This is a genomic window from Brevibacillus sp. MER 51, from assembly GCF_023714195.1.
In the GTDB taxonomy this organism is placed as follows: Bacteria; Bacillota; Bacilli; order Brevibacillales; family Brevibacillaceae; genus Brevibacillus.
Genome location: NZ_JAMAUS010000016.1, coordinates 1 through 20346, shown reverse-complemented (window position 1 = coordinate 20346; position 20346 = coordinate 1). Strand labels below are relative to the sequence as shown.

General features: G+C 44.7%; 19 protein-coding genes. 7 read left to right on the top strand and 12 right to left on the bottom strand.

All coding sequences use genetic code 11. The features are described from left to right. Positions 1–39 precede the first annotated feature (39 nt). Entirely contained in the window at positions 40–1563 is a 1524-nt protein-coding gene (locus M3630_RS25645) for a glycine betaine uptake BCCT transporter (protein ID WP_173608931.1), read from the top strand. A gap of 91 nt (positions 1564–1654) precedes the next feature. Then, entirely contained in the window at positions 1655–2185 is a 531-nt protein-coding gene (locus M3630_RS25640; RefSeq protein WP_251253962.1) for a hypothetical protein, read from the top strand. A 32-nt stretch (positions 2186–2217) separates the two neighbouring features. On the opposite strand, the gene M3630_RS25635 is transcribed toward M3630_RS25640, so the two are convergent. From M3630_RS25635 to M3630_RS25625, 3 genes are all read right to left on the bottom strand, one after another. Then, positions 2218–2670 (bottom strand): 2-thiouracil desulfurase family protein, encoded by a 453-nt coding sequence (locus tag M3630_RS25635; protein ID WP_251253961.1) that lies wholly within the window; start codon positions 2668–2670, stop codon positions 2218–2220. Between the two features lie 24 nt (positions 2671–2694). Beyond that, complete coding sequence (gene coaA / locus M3630_RS25630) at positions 2695–3633, bottom strand: type I pantothenate kinase (RefSeq protein WP_229087973.1); 939 nt, start codon at positions 3631–3633, stop codon at positions 2695–2697. Positions 3634–3824: 191 nt separating this feature from the next. Next, positions 3825–4277: a Dps family protein gene (locus M3630_RS25625; protein WP_047070550.1), complete on the bottom strand. Its 453-nt coding sequence runs from the start codon at positions 4275–4277 to the stop codon at positions 3825–3827. A gap of 246 nt (positions 4278–4523) precedes the next feature. Between M3630_RS25625 and M3630_RS25620 the strand changes: the two genes are divergently transcribed. Beyond that, complete coding sequence (locus tag M3630_RS25620) at positions 4524–4949, top strand: DUF1259 domain-containing protein (protein WP_173608935.1); 426 nt, start codon at positions 4524–4526, stop codon at positions 4947–4949. 52 nt (positions 4950–5001) lie between these two features. Next, positions 5002–5433, top strand: a complete 432-nt coding sequence (locus tag M3630_RS25615) for a DUF1259 domain-containing protein (RefSeq protein ID WP_173608936.1) — start codon at positions 5002–5004, stop codon at positions 5431–5433. Here M3630_RS25615 and M3630_RS25610 read toward each other — a convergent pair. From M3630_RS25610 to M3630_RS25585, 6 genes are all read right to left on the bottom strand, one after another. Continuing rightward, entirely contained in the window at positions 5361–5543 is a 183-nt protein-coding gene (locus M3630_RS25610) for a hypothetical protein (protein ID WP_251254006.1), read from the bottom strand. The two genes, M3630_RS25615 and M3630_RS25610, sit on opposite strands and share 73 nt — an antisense overlap. 261 nt (positions 5544–5804) lie before the next feature. Then, on the bottom strand, positions 5805–6701 hold the full coding sequence (locus M3630_RS25605) for a nucleotidyl transferase AbiEii/AbiGii toxin family protein (protein WP_251253960.1): 897 nt from the start codon (positions 6699–6701) through the stop codon (positions 5805–5807). An 18-nt stretch (positions 6702–6719) separates the two neighbouring features. Further along, entirely contained in the window at positions 6720–7304 is a 585-nt protein-coding gene (locus tag M3630_RS25600; RefSeq protein WP_251253959.1) for a hypothetical protein, read from the bottom strand. Between the two features lie 433 nt (positions 7305–7737). Further along, positions 7738–8361 carry a hypothetical protein gene (locus tag M3630_RS25595; RefSeq protein WP_251253958.1) on the bottom strand — a complete coding sequence of 208 codons (624 nt, stop codon included), beginning with the start codon at positions 8359–8361 and terminating at the stop codon, positions 7738–7740. A 148-nt stretch (positions 8362–8509) separates the two neighbouring features. Further along, a complete protein-coding gene (locus M3630_RS25590) occupies positions 8510–10318 on the bottom strand; it encodes a helix-turn-helix transcriptional regulator (protein ID WP_251253957.1) in 1809 nt (602 codons plus the stop codon). 4 nt (positions 10319–10322) lie between these two features. Continuing rightward, the gene (locus M3630_RS25585) at positions 10323–10910 is read right to left on the bottom strand and encodes a sensor domain-containing protein (protein WP_221867520.1); all 588 of its coding nucleotides are present in this window, start codon (positions 10908–10910) and stop codon (positions 10323–10325) included. Between the two features lie 270 nt (positions 10911–11180). Here M3630_RS25585 and M3630_RS25580 point away from each other — a divergent pair, with 270 nt between their 5' ends. The 3 genes from M3630_RS25580 to M3630_RS25570 all read left to right on the top strand — a co-directional run bounded on the left by M3630_RS25580 (position 11181) and on the right by M3630_RS25570 (position 15614). Beyond that, positions 11181–13163: a serine hydrolase domain-containing protein gene (locus M3630_RS25580; protein WP_251253956.1), complete on the top strand. Its 1983-nt coding sequence runs from the start codon at positions 11181–11183 to the stop codon at positions 13161–13163. Positions 13164–13237: 74 nt separating this feature from the next. Beyond that, entirely contained in the window at positions 13238–13390 is a 153-nt protein-coding gene (locus M3630_RS25575) for a hypothetical protein (protein ID WP_251253955.1), read from the top strand. Positions 13391–13610: 220 nt separating this feature from the next. Beyond that, complete coding sequence (locus M3630_RS25570) at positions 13611–15614, top strand: serine hydrolase domain-containing protein (protein WP_251253954.1); 2004 nt, start codon at positions 13611–13613, stop codon at positions 15612–15614. A 490-nt stretch (positions 15615–16104) separates the two neighbouring features. On the opposite strand, the gene M3630_RS25565 is transcribed toward M3630_RS25570, so the two are convergent. From M3630_RS25565 to M3630_RS25555, 3 genes are all read right to left on the bottom strand, one after another. After that, positions 16105–16521 carry a hypothetical protein gene (locus tag M3630_RS25565; protein WP_251253953.1) on the bottom strand — a complete coding sequence of 139 codons (417 nt, stop codon included), beginning with the start codon at positions 16519–16521 and terminating at the stop codon, positions 16105–16107. 255 nt (positions 16522–16776) lie between these two features. Next, positions 16777–17427, bottom strand: a complete 651-nt coding sequence (locus M3630_RS25560; protein ID WP_251253952.1) for a response regulator transcription factor — start codon at positions 17425–17427, stop codon at positions 16777–16779. Next, entirely contained in the window at positions 17424–19805 is a 2382-nt protein-coding gene (locus tag M3630_RS25555; RefSeq protein WP_251253951.1) for an ATP-binding protein, read from the bottom strand. The genes M3630_RS25560 and M3630_RS25555 overlap by 4 nt, the downstream gene beginning before the upstream one ends. Positions 19806–20346 lie beyond the last annotated feature (541 nt).

Sequence of the window (20346 nt, the reverse complement as noted above, 5' to 3'; positions counted from 1 at the left end):
AACTATTACCATTTCTTGTAGATTCCCGGGAGGATAAAGATGACTTTCCTGATATCCTTGGTCATTGTATTTGTCATTGTGCTGTTCGGCGCGATTTCTCCTGAGCTGTTCGCCTCTGCGGCTTCCCATGTCCTGAAAGTGACCACGACGAATTTTGGCTGGTTTTATTTAATCGTGACTTTCGGTTTTCTGATCTTTTGCATCTTCCTTGCCTTTAGCAGATACGGACAAATCCCTTTGGGGAGCGACGATGACGAGCCGGAATACTCGCTGCCTACGTGGTTTGCCATGCTGTTTTCTGCTGGGATGGGGATCGGTCTTGTCTTTTGGGGAGTGGCAGAGCCTGTCTCTCATTACTTCGCTCCGCCAGCAGGTGTGACCGGACAAACGACCGAAGCCGCACAAACTGCTCTGCGCTATGCGTTTTTTCACTGGGGTCTGCATCCTTGGGGGATCTACGCTCTCATCGCACTCTCTCTCGCGTATTTTCAATTTCGCAAAGGGGCGAAGGGCTTGATTTCCTCCACCTTTGGCCCACTGCTCGGTGAACGCATACACGGACCGCTCGGAAAAGGGATCGATATTCTGGCTGTCATCGCCACGGCATTCGGTGTCGCAACCTCACTTGGCCTCGGAACTCTGCAAATAAATGGGGGCTTGTCTCACCTCTTTGGACTGCCGTCCAGTACCACAGTGCAGATCGTCATTATTTCCATAATTACAGTGCTATTTCTGCTCTCGGCTACGACAGGGCTGGATCGAGGTATCAAGTATTTGAGCAATACGAATCTGGTATTCGCTTTGTTGCTCCTCCTGCTAACGCTCGTACTGGGACCAACCTCATTTATTTTTGACGCCTTCACCAGCACACTGGGCAGCTATTTGAACAATCTCATCTCGATGAGCTTGCGACTGACCCCTTTTACACAAGGGACATGGGTAGCCAACTGGACACTGTTTTACTGGTCGTGGTGGATTGCCTGGGCGCCGTTCGTCGGCATGTTTATCGCACGCGTCTCCAAAGGTCGCACGATCAAGGAATTCGTCATTTGCGTGATGCTCGTTCCGAGTTTGTTAAGCTTCATTTGGTTTTCGGTGTTTGGCGGGACTGCTCTTCATCTCGAAATTTTTGATCAAGCGCCTATAGGGGCGGCGGTACAAAGTGACATCTCGACTGCGTTGTTCCTCGCCCTGGAGCAGTTGCCTATGGGGTACATTCTCGCTGTCGTTGCGATTCTGTTAATCATCACCTTTTTTATCACATCAGCGGATTCCGCTATTTTCGTGCTCGGCATGCTGTCTTCTGATGGCAACCTGGACCCGTCGAATCGGGTAAAAATCACCTGGGGCGTCCTCCAATCCGCTATCGCGATTGTTCTGTTGTTAAGCGGCGGCTTGGAAGGCCTACAGACAGCCTCCATAGTGGCAGCACTGCCTTTTACCGTCATCATGGTCTTGATGTGCTTCTCCCTTGTCATGGCATTGCAAGAAGAAGACCGGATTGCGAAAAAGAAGCGGAAAGAACAGCAGAAGAAGCTGGAGAGGTTGTTGAAGGAGTTGTAAAAGGCAGGAAGACCCTTCTATCAGGCATTATGCTTCGTGAAGGGTCTTTTTTGTGGTATTATATGGAAAATATTTCAAAGGATTTGATCGTATGGAGCTAGATCGTTCTTTTCGAAAAAAGATAGTACCGATACCGTACTGGAAATTGATGATTGTCTTCACACTATTCATTGCTTCGTTTATTATCTTGCAAGTATGGGAAAATCAAAATCGCCTCTATACCGACAATCTGTACATGAAACGGTCGATTTTTACTGGTGTAATGTTTCAAGTGGAATTTCTCAAGGAACCAAACAGGGAAGAAATAGAGCTGTACAGCTTTGCAACCCCAGACGCTCGAGTGGATCGCCAACAAATGCACAAAGACAACCAACTGGAGTTTTCATTACTGGAGGATAAAATCGATCTGCTCATTCGAGAAGAGCGCAATGTCATCTTTTATTTCCTAATCTTGTCGTACATACTGTCCGTTTGGTTTATACTGCGAAATGTTATTCGCGATCATAGCCTTCCTGCGTTAGCATTTGTTGCATGTGTCTTCTTCAGTTTTTCTCTTTGGCGTTCTTGGTTCAAAATACAGGAGTTGTTTGAAGAGACCGCTTATTATATGAGCAGATTGTAAAGGGGGACGCTATTCATCGCGCCCCCCCTTTGTTATTCATTAGATGTTTTCACCTCAGATGTTACCTCAATCCCGTTTCTTCTAAACAGCGCTGCCGTCAGCCCGACACCCGGCACTTTTTTCCCGGAAAAGCTGCCATCGTAAACGAAGGAGCTCCCACAGGACGGGCTGTTTTCTTTTAAAATAGCAGATGTGGCTCCAACCGTTTTCGCCAGCTTAAGTGCTTGGTTCGCCCCCATCAAAAATTCCTCGGTAACGTCTTGGCCAGTGTCGTCTATGATGCGTGCTTTGCCATCCAGAACATCTTCTCCCGTACCCCCGATGATTTCGGCTGGCGGTCGTGGTGTTGGCAAGCCTCCCAGCTGTTCAGGACAGACGGGAATGGCCTTTCCTTCCCGGAGCAATTGCTCCAGCTCTTGGTTCAAGCATGACTTCTGATCGTAACGGCATTCACAGCCGATCAAACAGGCGCTAATCACTTTCATGACAACCGTCCTCCACCTTTTTATTTACAGCTTGCGCAGCTTCACGCTTTGTACCCTATGATCCTGCCCCTTGTCCAAAATCAATTGAGCGCGAACACGCGTCGGCAAAATGTTTTGACGCAGGTTAGCTCCATTGATCTCCGTCCAAATACCGGTGGCCACCTTAGTCGCCTCCTCATCAGACAAACTCGCGTAACGCTTGAAATACGAGGATGGATCGGAGAACGCAGTCTGACGCAGCAGCTTGAACCGCTCTACATACCATTGCAGGATGTGCTTCTCTTCCGCGTGTACGTAGATCGTGAAGTCAAAGAAATCCGAAACAATGACCTCGGAAATACGAGTATCGTTTTCGTCACCTCTAGGCGGTTGCAGCACATTCAAGCCTTCGACAATCAAAATGTCAGGCTGTCTGACGGTCTGCCATTCATCTGGCACGATGTCATAAACAAGGTGGGAATAAACTGGTGCTTTCACTTCAGGCAAACCCGATTTTACATCGGATAAAAAATTGATAAAGCGGCGCAAGTCATAACTCTCCGGGAATCCCTTGCGTTTCATGATTCCTCTGTCTTCTAGGACCTTGTTCGGATACAGGAACCCGTCGGTCGTTACCAAATCGACCTTCGGATGATTCGGCCAGCGGGACAACAGCGTCTGCAAAATGCGAGCCGTTGTGCTTTTGCCTACAGCCACACTGCCTGCGATACCGATAATGAATGGAACCTTGCCATCCTGGTTCCCTAAAAAAGTGTGAGTCGCCTGGTACAGCTCCTGCGTGCCCCCGACATACAAATTCAGCAGACGGGACAACGGAAGGTAAATGTCGGAGACTTCGGTCATGGACATTTTCTCGTTTAAGCCCTGCAAAAGGGAAAGCTCGTTATCAGATATAGTCAACGGCGTGGAAGCCCGCAGAGCACTCCACTGCCCGCGATTAAATGTAACATAGGGTGATGCCATGGGAATGTACATCCTTTCCATCATGAAAGTGCTTACTTTATTTCACACAAGGTTAGTTTACACCAGCATGTCTTTCTTGGGAACAAGGGGGTTGCCCCAAATCAGACCAGCTCTGCACTTTGCCTTCATGAGTACATAGGAAAAAAGCCGATACCCCATGGCATCAGCTTTGCTTATAAAAGAATTTCTCGTTATTTTCCCAAGTGGGCTTGGAGCATCCACACATGCTTTTGCAAGCTGTCCATGATCCCTAAGAACATATCGCCAGTCGCTTCATCGTCCCCTGCTTCCGCGGCTGTAATACCTTCTTTGAGTTCTTTGATCAGGAGTGTAAAATCGTTCACGACTGCCTCTACCATCTGATCCGCAGACTCTCCACCTGTCGCTTCCTTAATGGAAGCCTGCTCCATACAGGCCTTCAACGTCGAAACAGGCTTGCCCCCAACCGTTAACAGCCGCTCTGCCAGCTCATCCACATTTTTCGCTGCCTCGTTGTATAGCTCCTCAAATTTTTCATGCAGGGTAAAGAAATTCGGTCCTTTGACAAACCAGTGATAATGATGCAGCTTCATATACAGCACAGACCAGTTGGCAACCTGTTTATTAAGTACGTCGGTCACGGGCCGACTCATTGTCATACTCATCCGGACGCTCCACCTCTCATGGTATAGAATAGCGTTTGTAGTATGTGGTCAATCGGGCGATTCTATTCTTTTCATGACAGTCCATCTTTTCTACAAGCTGGACGAGCTTATACAACTAGCTCCACGTATTGCTAAAAGCTCTGGAATGAAATCTGTGTCTTTTTCATGTAAAAAACCACAAATTACTCATTTCCCTTTTTTCTGTCAATCATAAGCTATTTCTAGATTGACAAAAGGAGGATTACTATGGCGCATAAAGCGAAAACGAAGGTTAGCCCACAATTCAAAAGACTCTGTACCCGATTTGGAAGAATATTAGGGGGCGAGTCGGAAATTGACAGTGGGCCGGTTTGTTTTGTCATGCGGCTTACAAATCTTCGAGAAACCATCTTGGGAAGACGAACGCTATCCCCTTTAGTTCGAGCTCAAATGTTTTCGTTTGAATCCCTTGATAAGTCGGGCCGTGCCCTTTGTTTGGGAGAGACTGCCGTTCACCAAAATCAGGTGAACCGCTTGATGTCGAATCTCCGAAAGCGTGGAATTAAAGTGACCGCACTTCACAACCACTGGCTAAAAGAAAACCCGCGCTTAATGTATATGCATTGGGAAGCGATAGAAAACCCTATCGTATTCGCTAGGAAAACCAAAGAGTCCATCGCATTCCTGGGTTAACATGGTGGAGCCATGAAGTTTTCATTTCATCATAATCGAAAGGATGACGGATATGGGCAAAGTAAATGCAAAAGCAAAGGCAAGTCCCCAGTTTAGAAGACTGTGTAACCGATTTTCAGCCATTTTAGGTGGAACAGAGCATGAAATTACAAGAGGTCCCGTTTGTTTCGTCTCCAGAAATAGAGTATTCAATGCGTCTATATTAGGCAGAAAAACCACATCCCCTTTGGTCCGCTATCAATTGTTCTCATTCGAATCCTTGAACAGTTCGGGACGTGCACTATGTTTAGGGGAAACGGCTCTCTTCCAAAACCAAGTAAACCGTTTGTTGTCAAACCTTCGCAAAAACGGGATAAAGGTAACAGCAGTCCATAATCACTGGCTCTTTGACAACCCGCGTCTTATGTATATTCATTGGGAGTCAATTGATAATCCCATTGCATTTGCCAGGAAAGTGAAGCGTTCTATTGCTTTTTTGGGATAATCATTGGTATTGATAACAGAAAACAGCGGCAGGATGACGTGATCATATCGTCCAAGACTGCCGCTCAGTTTCAAACCAAAAACGCGAGATTTCGTACAACGGCAATCCACGATTAGTATCCCCTGAATCTCCGTGCAATTGCGGATTCACAGGATATTGCCAATTCGTTATTATTTTCACCTTTTCCTGTTATCTCGCGCGTTTTGTTTCACGAGCTGTTGTGCAATTGCATTTGGGTTAATGTAGGGTATTATTCATTGATGTTGATGGGGAATGTTCCGACCAATTTCATCATTAATCTGTATCCCATAAAAAAAGCTCACTCCTTCTACCCTAACAGAAGGAACAAGCCTACTTCATTTATTATCCTGTTACAATTTTTTGGGTGTTGGACTTGGCAAATTTTCAAACGCATACCCATTAATCCCGGCAAAATCCATCTTTTTACGCAAATCACTGACAAACTGCGTAAAATAGAGGCCACGATCCATGCTGCCCGCATATTTTCTCAAGTCGTAATCGTAGGTTAACGAATCGTATATGTAATGCAAATCATCAACAAGCACCTTTTTCATATCACCTTTTTTAATAGATGGATCGATACTGCATTCGTTCACGAGCGCCTGTAATGTTTCCTTGAGCGCATCGTTGTCATAGGACGGGTGAGCGAGTAAAAATTTCAAATCGTACAAGTCTTTAAACCTCGGTCTGACAATTGTTTGATGCAGCTTCCAAGCAACCTGGATGGACAGAGGCACAGTGTACGGAACCAGAAAGCTATCCCCGAAAGCAGGTTGGTACTGTAGCGGAACCGGGTCTGCATCCATTTCCAGGTTAAACGAAATATCCAGATCAAGCTCGTTATAATCATTCGCTTCCCTTGTTTGACCTTTGAAATAATAGGCAATATCCGTATTGATCGTCGGAAAATCATCTGCCATTGCGTAATCGATATATCTCCAAAAGGCATTTTCTCGAAAGCTTCTAAACACGACGCCGTCGTTCAGATCCATTTCGGTTACTTGAATCATCCATTGTGTAAATACTTCATGGGCGTGTTCGACGTCCCTGATCTTCCCCGCATACAATAAGTCAATATCATCCGCGTCCCGAATCTCTCGGTTCTCCAAATATTGTCTGGTGAGAAGGCTGCCTTTTAATACAAAGGGCATATTCACAAGAGCAATTCTTCTCAACAGTGCTTCCAAAACTACTAGCTCCCTCGCCTCATATTCTAACTCTGCTACATCATCATATGTTATCATCATGATCCTCCATCTTAAAAATTAGGATATCCAGCCGCTGTCCAGTTCTTCTCGGCTGTCATAAATACATAGTTCGTATTGTTCTTTGATTAACTCGATCTGATTTGCTTGCAATATGGTATGTATCATTTCTACTCGATCGTAAAACTGTTTCGGGCTCTCATATTCTCGGACGGTGATGAATCTCACCTTTCCATTCGCATTCAATGAGTTTCTCGAAATATGCCCGCCATGACCCTCACATAAATTTCGTAACGCGTCGACATCATCGACCTGTACTTTGCCATGCCATTCGAAGTAAGGCTTCGAGTTTTTTAGGATGGGCTGGTGAAAGTACGTTTCTTCCTTTGGAGAAATCTCTACTTTTTTTCGGACGATGGTAAAACCGTTGTTTTGAAACGTAGCTGCAACCTTTTCCATCTCTATATTCGCTTCATGAAAATCTGCTCGCTTGATTACTCCTGTTATCATTGGTTGATTGATGTAATTTCCCTGATCCAAAACGATCATGACCGGTTTCACATGTTGCGATTGGCAGAGATCGATAAAAGCTTCCTTTTCATCAAGTTGTAGATCGTTGAAGGTAACATGAAACTCAAATTCCATTACTTCACTCCCTGACTTTCCTTGTATGGCACAATCAATTTATTTCCTTTTCTTCCTATTTGTATCGACATATCTATGCTAGCTCTTAACCGTTTCGTTTTAAAAAATAAAAAAGTAGAGGTTCGCTGAGAATCTTCTCTCAACATATCTCTACTTTGTATGGTGCTAGTTGCTAACCATTTAGCTTGGTGGTTGCTGAAAAGTCAAGAGAGTGTACTTTTTGGGACCAGTACTCCAAGATTTCATCGAGTCTTAAAGCCTAAGTCCTGATCTTTGAGCCAAAAGAGCTTTGATACGTAAGGTTTGAAATCTGAGCGCTAAGCTTTGAGCTTTCATCCGCATATTCACCAAATAATTTTAGGATGGCCTGGTTAACCCACCAGGCAAGGGACTCTCGTTTATCAGCTATTCAAATGATTAGCAAATCACACTGTTAATCCACAAGATTGATTTTGGTAATCGTATTGGATTCGCTTAATATAAAATCGACTTCACACTCAAACTCGTCAATTTCTTTACTGAGCGTATCCATTTTCTCTTTCAGCTTCAAGGGGTCTACGAGCTTCGCTTCATTTTGTTCTTTAAACGGTTTGGAGATCGCTTCCATTTCCGTATCCTTTACCTTGGAGTCTTTGCCAAAGTTCGCTTCGAGCAGCTTTTCCAATCGCAGCTGTACTTCTTCATTTTTCTCTTCAACCTGCATGACAGCGTGGTTGTAATCTCTTCTCATTTTCTCCAACAGTGATTTCTCATATTGAATGGAGGTTTTTCGCTCGATTGCTTCGGCAACTGTCAATCTCTTTCCGCTTATCGTTACCATCGTCTTCGCGTTGGACTCGACGATCAGCGACTTAATTTTTTGTCTTCTTTTTATTAAATCAATGGTGGATTGGTAGTTGCGCTCTGTTGTTTCCACATACAGTTCTGTTGACGTGTAACCAGTTACTGGCTTAGGTCCAATGGCCGAAGACATGAAAGTCGTTTCATTGATTCCTTTTTGGATTCGTTTATCGAGTAATTTTAATTCTGAGAGTCCTCTTGTGATAGACATTTCCATCGTGTCATTCCTCCTCGTGGAGTTTGGATAGAAGAGTTGTTTATGTATAGGGGGGTTCATTTGATAGTTTAATATACAACTATCTGTAAATAGCTGTCAAATGACCTATACAAAAAAACCAGGGCCTACTCTCCCTGGCTATCACACATTACAGAAGTCCTTCCATTTTCCCTTTTTGTACCGCGTCCTCCCGATTCCGCACCCCGAGCTTGTCATACAGAGCAGACGCATAGTTACGCACGGTCCCGTCTGACAAATACAGCTTGGAAGCAATTGTTTTATAACGCATGCCTTGGGAAAGCATCTGCAAAATCTCCTGCTCCCGCTTCGTTAAACCATAAGCATTCTCGTCTTTTTCGCTTAGTTTCGGTGCACCGAGCAAATCTTCCTGTTCGCTTGCTGGCTGTGCATCCAGCATTTTATGAAACAGGTCCTGTGCAATCATCGTACCACCGCGATGGACGAGGCGAATCGTTTCCGCAAGCTCTCGTGAATCGATCGATTTCAAAAGATATCCGTCTGCACCACTGCGCATGATTTCCTTGGCTTTTTCAGTATCTTGAAACGTAGACAGGACAAGGACACGAATACCGGGCCATTTTTCCTTTATTCGTTTTGTCGCAGTAATCCCGTCCATATTCGGCATCTCCAAGTCCATCAGCACAAGATCTGGTTCCAGCTCCTCGCACAGCTCCACAGCCTGGACCCCATCCTCTGCTAACCCGACTACCCGCAGATCCCGCTGTCCCTCTAATATGGAACGCAAGCTTTCCCGAATAAACGAGTGATCATCGACGATAAACAAACGAATGATTTCATCGGTGCTCTCTACCATCCTCGGAACCAAACAAGTAATGAGCGTTCCTTCTCCCCGCTCTGAGTATACGGATACTCTTCCTTGCAGAAGCGCGGCCCGCTCTTTCATCGTCGTGATCCCGAAGCCATCCTCCCAATTATCCACCCCGTGACCGTTATCCTGTACTTCCAGCCTCGTCTGTTGCTGCTCAAAATGCAAGGAAACGACGATGTCTGTAGCGTTCCCGTGTCGTACGGCATTCGTCAAAGATTCCTGCAAGCAGCGAAACAAGGTCATTTTCACTTGTTTACCGACCGGATACTCTTCTCCAATTGCACGAAACCGCACATTCACTTTTGCATGTGTCTGAAACTCCTCTGCAAGCTGCCTCAGCGAATGAACCAAGGGAAGCGTCTCTTGCGGTGCCCCCATCTGATGCAAGTACCCTCGCACTTCCTTCATACCTTTTCGCGCAAGCTGCAAGAGGGATTCGAGCTTTTGCGCCCCTTCCTCCGACGCTACATCCTGACGCAAGGTTTCCAGCCCCATGATGATCGAGACATAGGAATGCCCCATCGTATCATGCAGGTCCTTTGAGAGTCGGTCCCGCTCCTCCAGCAGAGTCACTTTCTCGATTTGGGTGAGGTATTGCTCCAGCACACTGTTTTGCTTGAGAATAATTTCATTTTGCCGATGATTGACGATGAGCAAATGAAAGGCAAACCCTATCGCATAAGCAAGCCCGACTTGCGAAAAAATCACGAAGACATCAATTTCCCGCGAAAAAAGCACAATCAGCAGTGGAAGGAAAACAATCGTAATGGGAGCCGCCCAGCGATACGATTTCTCCGCACTATTGGCGGCAATCAAAAAAGCAGGCATCAATAAAGTAATGTACGCCTCCGGAAACATAGACGTGAGATAAATCGATAATCCGCCAAACAAGAGCATTTCTGCTATCAGATAATAACGATAGCTCAGCATTAAACAAATCCACGGGACGGAAAACACCATCATTTCCCAAAGTATAACAATCCATAAGGGTAGCGTGAGATAATCTCCAAATTTTACAGTCGTAACGGTGAGTGAAAAGCAAACGATCAGACGTAAAAAAAACATCACCCAGTCATACCAAGCCCATTGTTTCACGACATCTAACAAACCATCATCTCCTAATTGCTTTGAACATCAAGCGGGTGTACCCACCAACTAATTGTACCAGACCGTTCCCTAGCTTGGAGCATCCGATCATGAGTATGAATCCTAAACCCATGATTTGCAATGCCTTCAGCTCTGAATCCACTACGCTCCCGAAAAAATGTATCTCCACGAAAGGATAGCACAACGGTACGATCGCAAAAAATACGGGTGCAATGTAGATGAGCACTCCGACCACCAGGCAGATACAGCCTAGGACAAATTTTTTCATCAGCCAGTAAACGGATATCCAGTTTTTTACATCCGATAATTCCGCCTTAGCCTGCATCCATTGATTTCCCTTGGCTCTTTCTCTCATTGCCAACGGTTCTATGGAAATATCCGTATAAATCTTCGTCTGAATACGTTCATGCTGGACAAAGGTTTGAGTTGTACGCAAAACATTGGTGAGCAATGGAATTCCCACTACGGTAAAGGACAAGGCCAAGCCAAGCATGATACTGACCATGTAAAAACATAAATAAAATACTCCCGAGACAAATGTATACAGCAAAAAGATAACATTTTGAACGTTACGCATGATCGCTTTTTTCATATAAGCTAATTCTCTCCTATCTATACTTTTTCCGACACACTAATGACGGTCTGCCATAACCGTAAACCACTGCGCGTCACATGAGCCAGTATCAAAATGTCATATGACAGGGTAAGTCATGTCATTTCATCAAAATCATTTGTTAGTCGGAAAAGTGATGACAGGAAGTAACTACCGAGTATGACACGAGCTTTGCCATACTGTGCTCAAGCGCTCGCTCTCAGAGTCGGTGCGCCAAAACGTTTTGTAACACAAAAAGGAGAATCGCACATGAAAAAAGTGATACAAAAAATGAGTCTCGTTGTTTTTCTTCTCTCCACAACCTTGATTTCCGCATGCACACAGTCGCTCGGTGCTGTTGAATCTACTCAGACTGCTTCCATTGCTACCCAAGGACCGGTGGATGCCAAAGAAATAGAAGCGTTTGCTGATCCACTGTTTGCAAAAAAAATGAAAGAATTTAATGTGGCTGGTTCCAGCTTTGTTGTCGTCCGTGATGGCAAAGTCATCGTGAACAAAGGCTACGGTTTTGCTGACAAGGAAAAGAAAACCCCTGTTGATAAAGACACGGTGTTCCAAATTGGCTCAGTATCGAAAACCTTTACCGCCTTGGCTGCCATGCAGCAAGTCGATGCGGGTAAAATTGACCTGCATGCCAATATAGAGGAATATCTCGGTGGGCTAAAAATTCCGAATAAGACAGGAAAACCAGTCACCATGTACGACTTGCTCGCCTACACACCCGGCTTCGAATTTCCGGACGAAACTACCTTTACCGGTCCACAATACATCGGGCAGGACATCTCTATGGATGAATTCTTTCCAAAGCACATGCCGGTCATCGTCCGACCACCTGGCGAAGTCTATACGTATGATAATACAGGATTCTTGCTCGCTGGCTACGCTGTGGAAAAAACAAGTGGAATCCCATTTTACCAGTATATGGATGAGAAAGTGTTCAAACCTCTCGGAATGTCCTCGACCAGTGTACGCTTGAAGCCTGAGCTCATGAAGAGAATGGCTACCAATTACTTTAATACTGGCGAGCAACGTCCGCTAGAAGGAACCAATCCAACTGATGGTCCGCAGGGAAGCATTATATCAACAGCAGATGACATGGCAAAGTACATGATCATGCACCTGCAAAACGGAAAATTTGACGGCAAGGAAATCGTCAGCCAGAAAAGCTTGGATTTGATGCATACGCACCAGTATTCCGCGGGTGACATCCCGATCACAACCTTAGGCTTTGAAAACTATTTTCCAGAGTATGCAAATGGTCAGAAAGTTGTTTTGAAGGGCGGAAACATGCCAGGCCATTCTTCCCTGATGGTATTGATCCCGGAACATAAAACCGGCTTTTTCATGTCCTACAACAATGATTCAATGGTTAGCGCTGATATTTACAAAGAATTCATGGATCATTATTTCCCAGAAACAGAGAAAAAAGCTGAGCCTGTTTTCATGACCTTGAGTGAAGCGGATGCGCAAAAATATGTCGGGCTGTATCAAAATACACGTGCCTATTGGACACGCACTTCTATTACCTATGAGAATGGATCACTCGTGCTTGAGAGTGAGGCAACCGGAAAACAAAAACTGCGAATGATTAAACCATTGCTATTTGAAGATGAGACAGGCGAAAAAGTCGCGTTCAAGGAAGACAAAAACGGTAACATCAACTACTACTATTATACAACAGCAATAGGCGTTAACATTGCTGGCGAATCTCAAAGAATGGAAATGGAAAAGACCTACTCAGACGTCCCTAACACTAGCAGCTATAAGACCCATATCAACAACCTCAGCGCCCTTTCCATTATGGGAGCGAAATCAGGAAGTAAATTTGATCCTACAGGGACCATGACACAAGGCGAATTTGCTGACACCCTGATCAAAGCAGAAGGCCATTACGTAATGGCCGGGACGGACCTTAGACCGCAATTGGTCGCTGGCATCCCTAATTTGAACCCATCGGCACCAATTACAAGACAAGTCGCTGCTGCCATGATCCAAAATTTAAAGCAGCTTGAACCTGTGGCAACCAGCAAAGTGACGCTGCAAGACCCGGCCGACGCATGGGCAAAAGATGCGATCACTGCTCTTGTTTCACAAGGCATCGTCGATCCTGACACGAAGGTAAACGCAGATGGCTCTTTCACATTCCGCGCAAAAGATTTACTGAAGCGTCAAGAAGCCAGTGCCTTGCTTGACTTAGCATTTGGTTACTATTCATTGCCGATTAAACGATAAGCATCCTTTTCCTCTTTTTGGGATAAAGTAGGGACTTGTTGTATACCCTACTCCTTTGAGGGAGGTGACTGGTCGTGGAAAATAGCGATAAACACAGGGGACAAGCTGAGCAAAAAAATTCAAGTGACTTGAATGAGAAGGAAATCGAACTTCAGCATCAATTTCAAATGTTCCCTACCCCGGATGAAAAACGCGCTTCAAAAGTGATTACGGAGTTGAAAGATTAATAATTACTCTCTCCCATTTAAGGCTGTCGAGAAACTCGGCAGTCTTTTTCATATGCTCTTGGAACCTGCGTATGAGCCAGTGCCAAAGTGTCATATGACAGAAAGTTACTACCGAGTATGACAAGAGCTTTGCCATGAGCTTTGCCATACTGTGCTCAAGCGCTCACTCTCGGAGTCGGTGCGACAAAACGTATTAGCAAAACCCAAAGGAGAATCATACATGAAAAAAGCTTTTCAAAAAATGAGTCTCACGGTTTTTCTTCTCTCCGCGACCTTGATTGCCGTATGCACCCAGCCACTCGGTGCAATGGAAATAAATCAGACTGCTTCCATTGCTGCCAATAACATAAAAGGACCGCTGGATGCCAAAGAAGTAGAAGCGTTTGCCGATCAACTGTTTGCAGAGAAGATGAAAAAATTTAATGTCAATGGTTCCAACTTTGCTGTCGTCCGTGATGGCAAGGTCCTCGTGAACAAAGGATACGGCTTCGCTGACAAGGAAAAGAAAATCCCTGTTGATAAAGACACAGTGTTCCAAATTGGCTCTGTAACGAAAAGCTTTACCGACATGGCGGTCTTGCAGCAAGTCGATGCGGGCAAAATAGACCTGCATCATAATGTAGAGGCATATCTCGGCGGGCTAAAGATTCCCAATAAGACGGGAAAACCGCTCACTCTGTACGACATGCTTACCTATTCAAGCGGCTTCGATTCTCCTGACATCACTACCTTTCTCGGTCCACAATACATCGAGCAGGACATCTCGATGGCTGAATTCGTTTCAAAGAATAAAATGCCGTCCGTCATCCGACCACCTGGCGAGGTCTATTCCTACGATAATACAGGATTCTTACTCGCTGGCTACACCGTGGAAAAAGCAAGTGGAATCCCCTTTGCCCAGTATATGGATGAAAAAGTGTTCAAGCCTCTCGGAATGACCTCGAGTAGCGTTCGCTTAAAGCCTGATCTCTTGAATAGAATGGCTGCCCATTACCGCCCTAATGGCGAGCCACATCCCGCAGAAGGATTCCTTCCAAGTGATGCTCCGCAGGGAAGCATTATATCAACAGCAGATGACATGGCAAAGTACTTGATCATGCAGCTGCAAAACGGAAAATTTGACGGCAAGGAAATTGTCAGCCAGAAAAGCCTGGACTTGATGCATTCCTATCAGATTTTCGCCGAAAAGGACATCCCGGTCACAACAGTAGGCTTTGAAAACCTCTATAGAGAGCTGGCAAATGGTCAGCACGTGGTTTTCAAGGGAGGAAACATACCTGGCCATGCTTCCCTGATCGTATTGATCCCTGAACAAAAAACCGCCTTTTATATGTCCTACAACAATGATTCGGACATGAGATCCGATATTTTCAAAGAGTTCATGGATCATTATTTCCCCGAAAAAGAAAAAGCAGAGCCTGTTTACTCTCCCTTGAGTGAAATAGATGCGCAAAAATATATCGGGCTGTACCAAAATACGCGTGGCTTTTGGAACCGCACTTCGATTGCCTACGAGAATGGCTCACTCATGCTGGAAGATAAAACTGGTGGAAAACAAAAGCTACGAATGATTCATCCACTGCTGTTTGTAGATGAGGAAGGCAATAAAATCGCGTTCAAGGAAGACAAAAACAGCTACATCCAATACTTCTATTATTCCACGCCAAAAGACGTCACACACGCCGTTGCCCATTCACAAAAAATGGATAGGAAGGAGACTTACTCAGACGTCCCTAACACCAGTAGCTATAAGACCTATATCAGCAATGTCAGCGCTCTTTCCATTATGGGAGCAAAAACGGAAGGTAAATTTGATCCTACAGGTACCATGACACAAGGCGAATTTATTGACGCTCTGGTCAAAGCAAATGGCTGGTATGGATTTCCCGGGGACGAAGACATGAATAGACAGCAATTGGCCGCGAGCCTCCCTGATTTGAACCTTTCGGCACCTATTTCAAGACAAGCCGCTGCTGTCATGATCCAAACTTTGAAGCAGCTTGAACCCGTGGCAACCAGCAAAGTGAAGCTGCAAGACAAAGCCGATGCATGGGCAAAAGATGCGATCACTACTCTTGCTTCACAAGGCATCGTCGATCCTGATACGAAGATAAGCGCAGATGGCTCTTTCACATTCCGCGCAAAAGATTTGTTGAAGCGTCAAGAAGCAAGTGCCATGATTGATTTAGCGTTTGGTTATCATTCTTTGCCGGTTAAGTGGTGAGTAGCTGTTTTCTCTTTTTGGGATAGTGTAGGGCTCTTTCTCTCCCCCACGGCTGTCGAGTAACTCGGCAGCCTTTCTCCTTTCAGAAAAAAATCTGCTTATCGGACATGGATTCTCGCCAGAACCTTCATCTCTGCGTAACTCTCGTGCTCTCTGACAGTAGCCTCTCCCGCTAAGTGCTTCCCTAATTCGAATAGATAGAGTCTATTTTAAGATTTTGTTTGCTGAAATAATCCAAGAAATGTCGAAACTGAGATGGAGTACTCTTGGATACGCTAAGCATGTAAAAAGACTCTTACGACTTTCGTCGTAAACCCAAAACGGATGGTAAAGCGCATAGAAAAAATGCAGCCCTCATCCTAAAGGAGTTGGACTGCTGCATTTTTTATCAAAGTTACATTTTAGAAAGAATTGTTAGAGAAGAGTCTAGCTTCAACCAAAACACTACTATATGTAGTGCTCTATATTAAGGCCCTTTTACTAACAATTATTATAGACGTGACGGATCAAGATGTACTGAAGTATGACCGTTCACAGATATATATCTTTCTTGCATCCCTAACAATCTACCACCATATTTAGGATGACCATCATATGCACCAACCCAAACTCTATAATAGCCAGCTGGCGCAGAAGAAAGACTATAGTAACCAAGACCTCGACCAAATACATACTCTGGTATAATGTGGTTATTAGTGTTCACCTCTCTCATGGACACCTGGTAAAACGTAGCTACTGGGTGTTCGGTCCATGAAATGTACACGTTATACGACTGTTGCTGAATACTCACAGCCGTTGGTGCTTTAGCCGTTGATACACGATCTCCCTGAGAAGCAAATGCTGCACCAGTTCCCATTGATAGCACCATAGCTGCCGAAAGAATAGAAAAAGCAAAACGTTTCAACATAAAAACAACCTCCTTAAATTTTGTAATACTCACTCCGTAATATCAGCTAAACCTGTAATCCATCCAGCTATGCTTTTCACCTCCTCAATACCTTCAACCTCTTCTGATTATTACTTTAATCCAGATTTTTACATTTTTCACCGAAAACGCTATTTCGGAAATCCGTATATCTTTTGCGCTCCCCGCAATCATTCTTCCGAAATATAAAAAGAGCGCTTGACTTTTTCAAGTACAAACGCTCTTCTCTCCAAACGACTACCAACTCTGTTCAGGGATGATCCCCCTTTTGATCGCTTCGCTGATCGCCTCTGCCCGCGACCGTACCTGCAACTTTCCAAAGATGCGCGTCAACTGGTACTCCACGTTGCGCTGGCTCATCAGCAAGATCTCCGACAGTTCTTTGTTACTGCGCCCTTTCGCAATTTCGAGCAGGATTTGCTGCTCGCGTTCGTTTATGGACACCTCTTCCAGTTGATCCTCGCCAGTACATAGCCGTACACTGTTTCGTCTTAATTGTTTGAACAAAGGAATCGGAATGACGGTTTCATTGCGCACTGTGCATCGGATGGCTTCGATCATCTGCTCTCTTGTGGCTGTTTTGCTGACAAAACCGGAGACACCCGCCTCTACCAAATTGTTAAAGTAAGGCTCAATTTCAAAGCCTGTGTAGATGATGATGAGCGAATTGGGTTTGATGCTCATGATGCGCTTGGTCAGCTCCAAGCCGTTGATTACGGGCATGTGCAAATCAAACAACATTACATCAAAGTCATTGATTTTGACCAGCTCCAATGCCTCCATCCCGGAAGAAACCGCGCTTACTGCAAAATCTTGCTCCTCCTCAAACATGACTTTTGTTCCTTCCCGAACAGAGGGATGATCATCGACCAACAACAGCTTAATCATGGATAAATCTCCTTTCCATCCAACAAAAGTGTATCGGCAATCCTATGTACGGGCAGTGTGACATGAACATCAAATCCTTTTCCCACATCGGTTTGAAAAAGAATAGTCCCCCGCAAACAGCGCACCCGCTCTTGAATCCCCACGATGCCCATGTGAGAAAAGCTTGATCGAAGCTCAGTTTCAGCCATGCCTTGCCCGTTATCGGAATAGTGCAGGATCAGGTGTTCTTCGTTGTTGCAATCCAACGTGATGTGGACGCTGGATGCACGGGCGTGTTTAGCAGCATTTCGCAACAATTCCTGTACAATCCGATACAGACTGATCGAGATTTCCTGATCAAGATCAGAAGGAATCTGACCTTTCGCAAACGTGATCGTAAAATTCTCTTGTTGCTGGGTGTAAGAAATCAAGCCCTCCAGCACTTCTACAATGCCCATCTCCTGCAAAAATGGCGGTCGTAACTCGTTGCAAATTTGACGGATCTGATAGATGACATCCAAGAGTCCTTCTCGAATGTGCGTTAGCTCACTGGCTACCGCTTCTGGTGTATTCGTGTCTGTAATCAGCTTATCCAGTCTTCGGTACCAAACAATTTGCTCCTGTAACGCAGAATCATGCAGATCGCTTGCCAGTCGGCGCCTTTCCTTCTCAGACATGCGAAAAAACAAGCGAAGGAGCCACGGTGACACCCCTTTTTGCTTTTGCAGCGATTCCTCCAGCTCGTCTGACAGCTTCTCAATCAAAAAAAGATTTTCATAGACAAGACCTACATATCTGATCATTGTTTTTATCCACATGATTTCGTCGAAATTGAATTGTGTCTGGTTCGGCTTGTTTTGCAACCAGACAAATGCCAACTTCTGATTCCGCTCCCCCATATGGATAAACACACCGCTCTCATCGGTAACGATGTCTCCAATCTTCACGACGCTACTTTTTTGTTGAAGAACCTGAATAATACTCTCCGTCTGCGGGGCTGGATAGCCTTCCAGCCAATGTACCTTCTTCTGGTTCGGTTCAATCTCAGCGATGGAAACGGCTTTTATTTGCAACGTGTCACGTATTTCTGCAAGCAAGCGCTCATCCAGTTCTACCACCTTCATCACTCTCATGATCTCTCGTGAAAAACGATCCAGGCTTGACTGGAAATTGAGTTTTTCTCGAAACAAAATGTGCCTTAGTTCATAGTCCAGCGCCTCTTTTGCAAAAAAGAGCAGCGTAATAATCAGATAAGTCGCCAGTGACAGCTGAAGCCAGCTCACCATTCCATTTGGAGAATAGCCGATCACATACATGCAGATCAGCAAGATCAACACCGATGGCAGGAGTGACAGCAGGAGATAATACTTTAATCGGTTCAACAAAAAATCAATATCTAGAAGCTGTTTCGCTGTCACCAAATAATAAAAAGAGACAGGCAAGAAAAACAGAAACGAGACCGCTACCTCAGTCTGGATCAATTCAAAACCAAAGAGCGTTTTCGGCAAGGTCACCATCATGACATAAGGGAAATAGGATACACATATCCCAGTGAGCATAACCTTCATAATCGCTTCTTTTCGTGTTCGGCGGTAATGGAAATATTGAAATAAAATAACAATGAGATTTATCAAGAATACAATGGAGTAAAAGGTCAGCTTGACTACATACACCGTCAAGAAGTAATCCTTCATCTTTGCAAATGAAACGAAGCTTTCGGCAACATAGAGGAGCGTGCCTGTGAAGTATACGAGAGTCAGCAGGATGCGCCCTCTCATGTGGAGGAGGTCAAAATAGCTGAGAAGAAAATGCAGTAATAATACGAGGCAGAACAAAACACCCAGCGTATTGCCAAGCCGAATGATCATGTCCCCCAAGCCAGCGGTAGCACCTGATACATAACCACACCCGGTCGCCAGAAAAAACAGAATTAACGTGATCGAAGGAACATTTTTTGCCTCTGTCTTCTGGAGCAAAAATATAGAAAAGAGAAGCAGCATCACAAAAATAATGCTTGGCAGAATCACACAGTACACCAGATACGAAATGCTGTGCTCATTTTGTATGTGATGCACAATCCGCTTCCCGTCTTTTATGACTTCCAGTGTATCTGCCGTGCCAATCTTCCCAAAACGTGAAACGGAGATGTCCTCATCGGGAGAATGACCATCTATTTTTATAATCCTATCGCCTGTAGCTATGCCATTCTCCTCTGCCCACTGACTTGCATTGTATTCCGATACGACGTTGTCTGAAACGACCCAAGCCCCGTCAGGCATTTTCTCTACATATATGTTCACGAGCGTTTTGGTAAAGGCTAAATAACTCGCATAGCTTGCAAACAAGCCTGCTAGTACAAAAAGGACGATAAAAAGCCATTGCTTCTTACATAATTGCATATCGGCTAGATCTCCTTTACCACGATCTTTTTGAGTTCGTATAGTTTACATAAAATATACCATAAATTACCTTATTTTGCCATTTTTACACCAGAACATCTACTTTCCTTCGGCTGCACATAAAAAACAGGTCAATCATGGTGGTATCTGACCATAATCGACCTGTTTCAATTTAACGCAATAGCGTTGTTTAGGGTATAAATTTCAAAGCGTTGATGTGCGTACATCCGTATTGACTGGTATTACATGGGTTATACGTGTTATTGGTTGTATGATCTTGTTGTTGGTTGTATGATCTTGTTGTTGGTTGTATGATCTTGTTGTTGATTGTAAACGAGCTTACACAAAAATATTGACAGACCACATACTAATTGTAGATTAAATGATTAAATATCGTTTATTTCTATAGGCTCCGGGTCTGTCAAGAATTTCGTGTAAACTCAATCAACCGTTATATGAAAAGGTTTCATCCCCTAATTGGGACATCTTTCTCGGGTCAATGGAGTCAAGGGCGTAAGGCGAAGCGAACCCTTGACTCCGT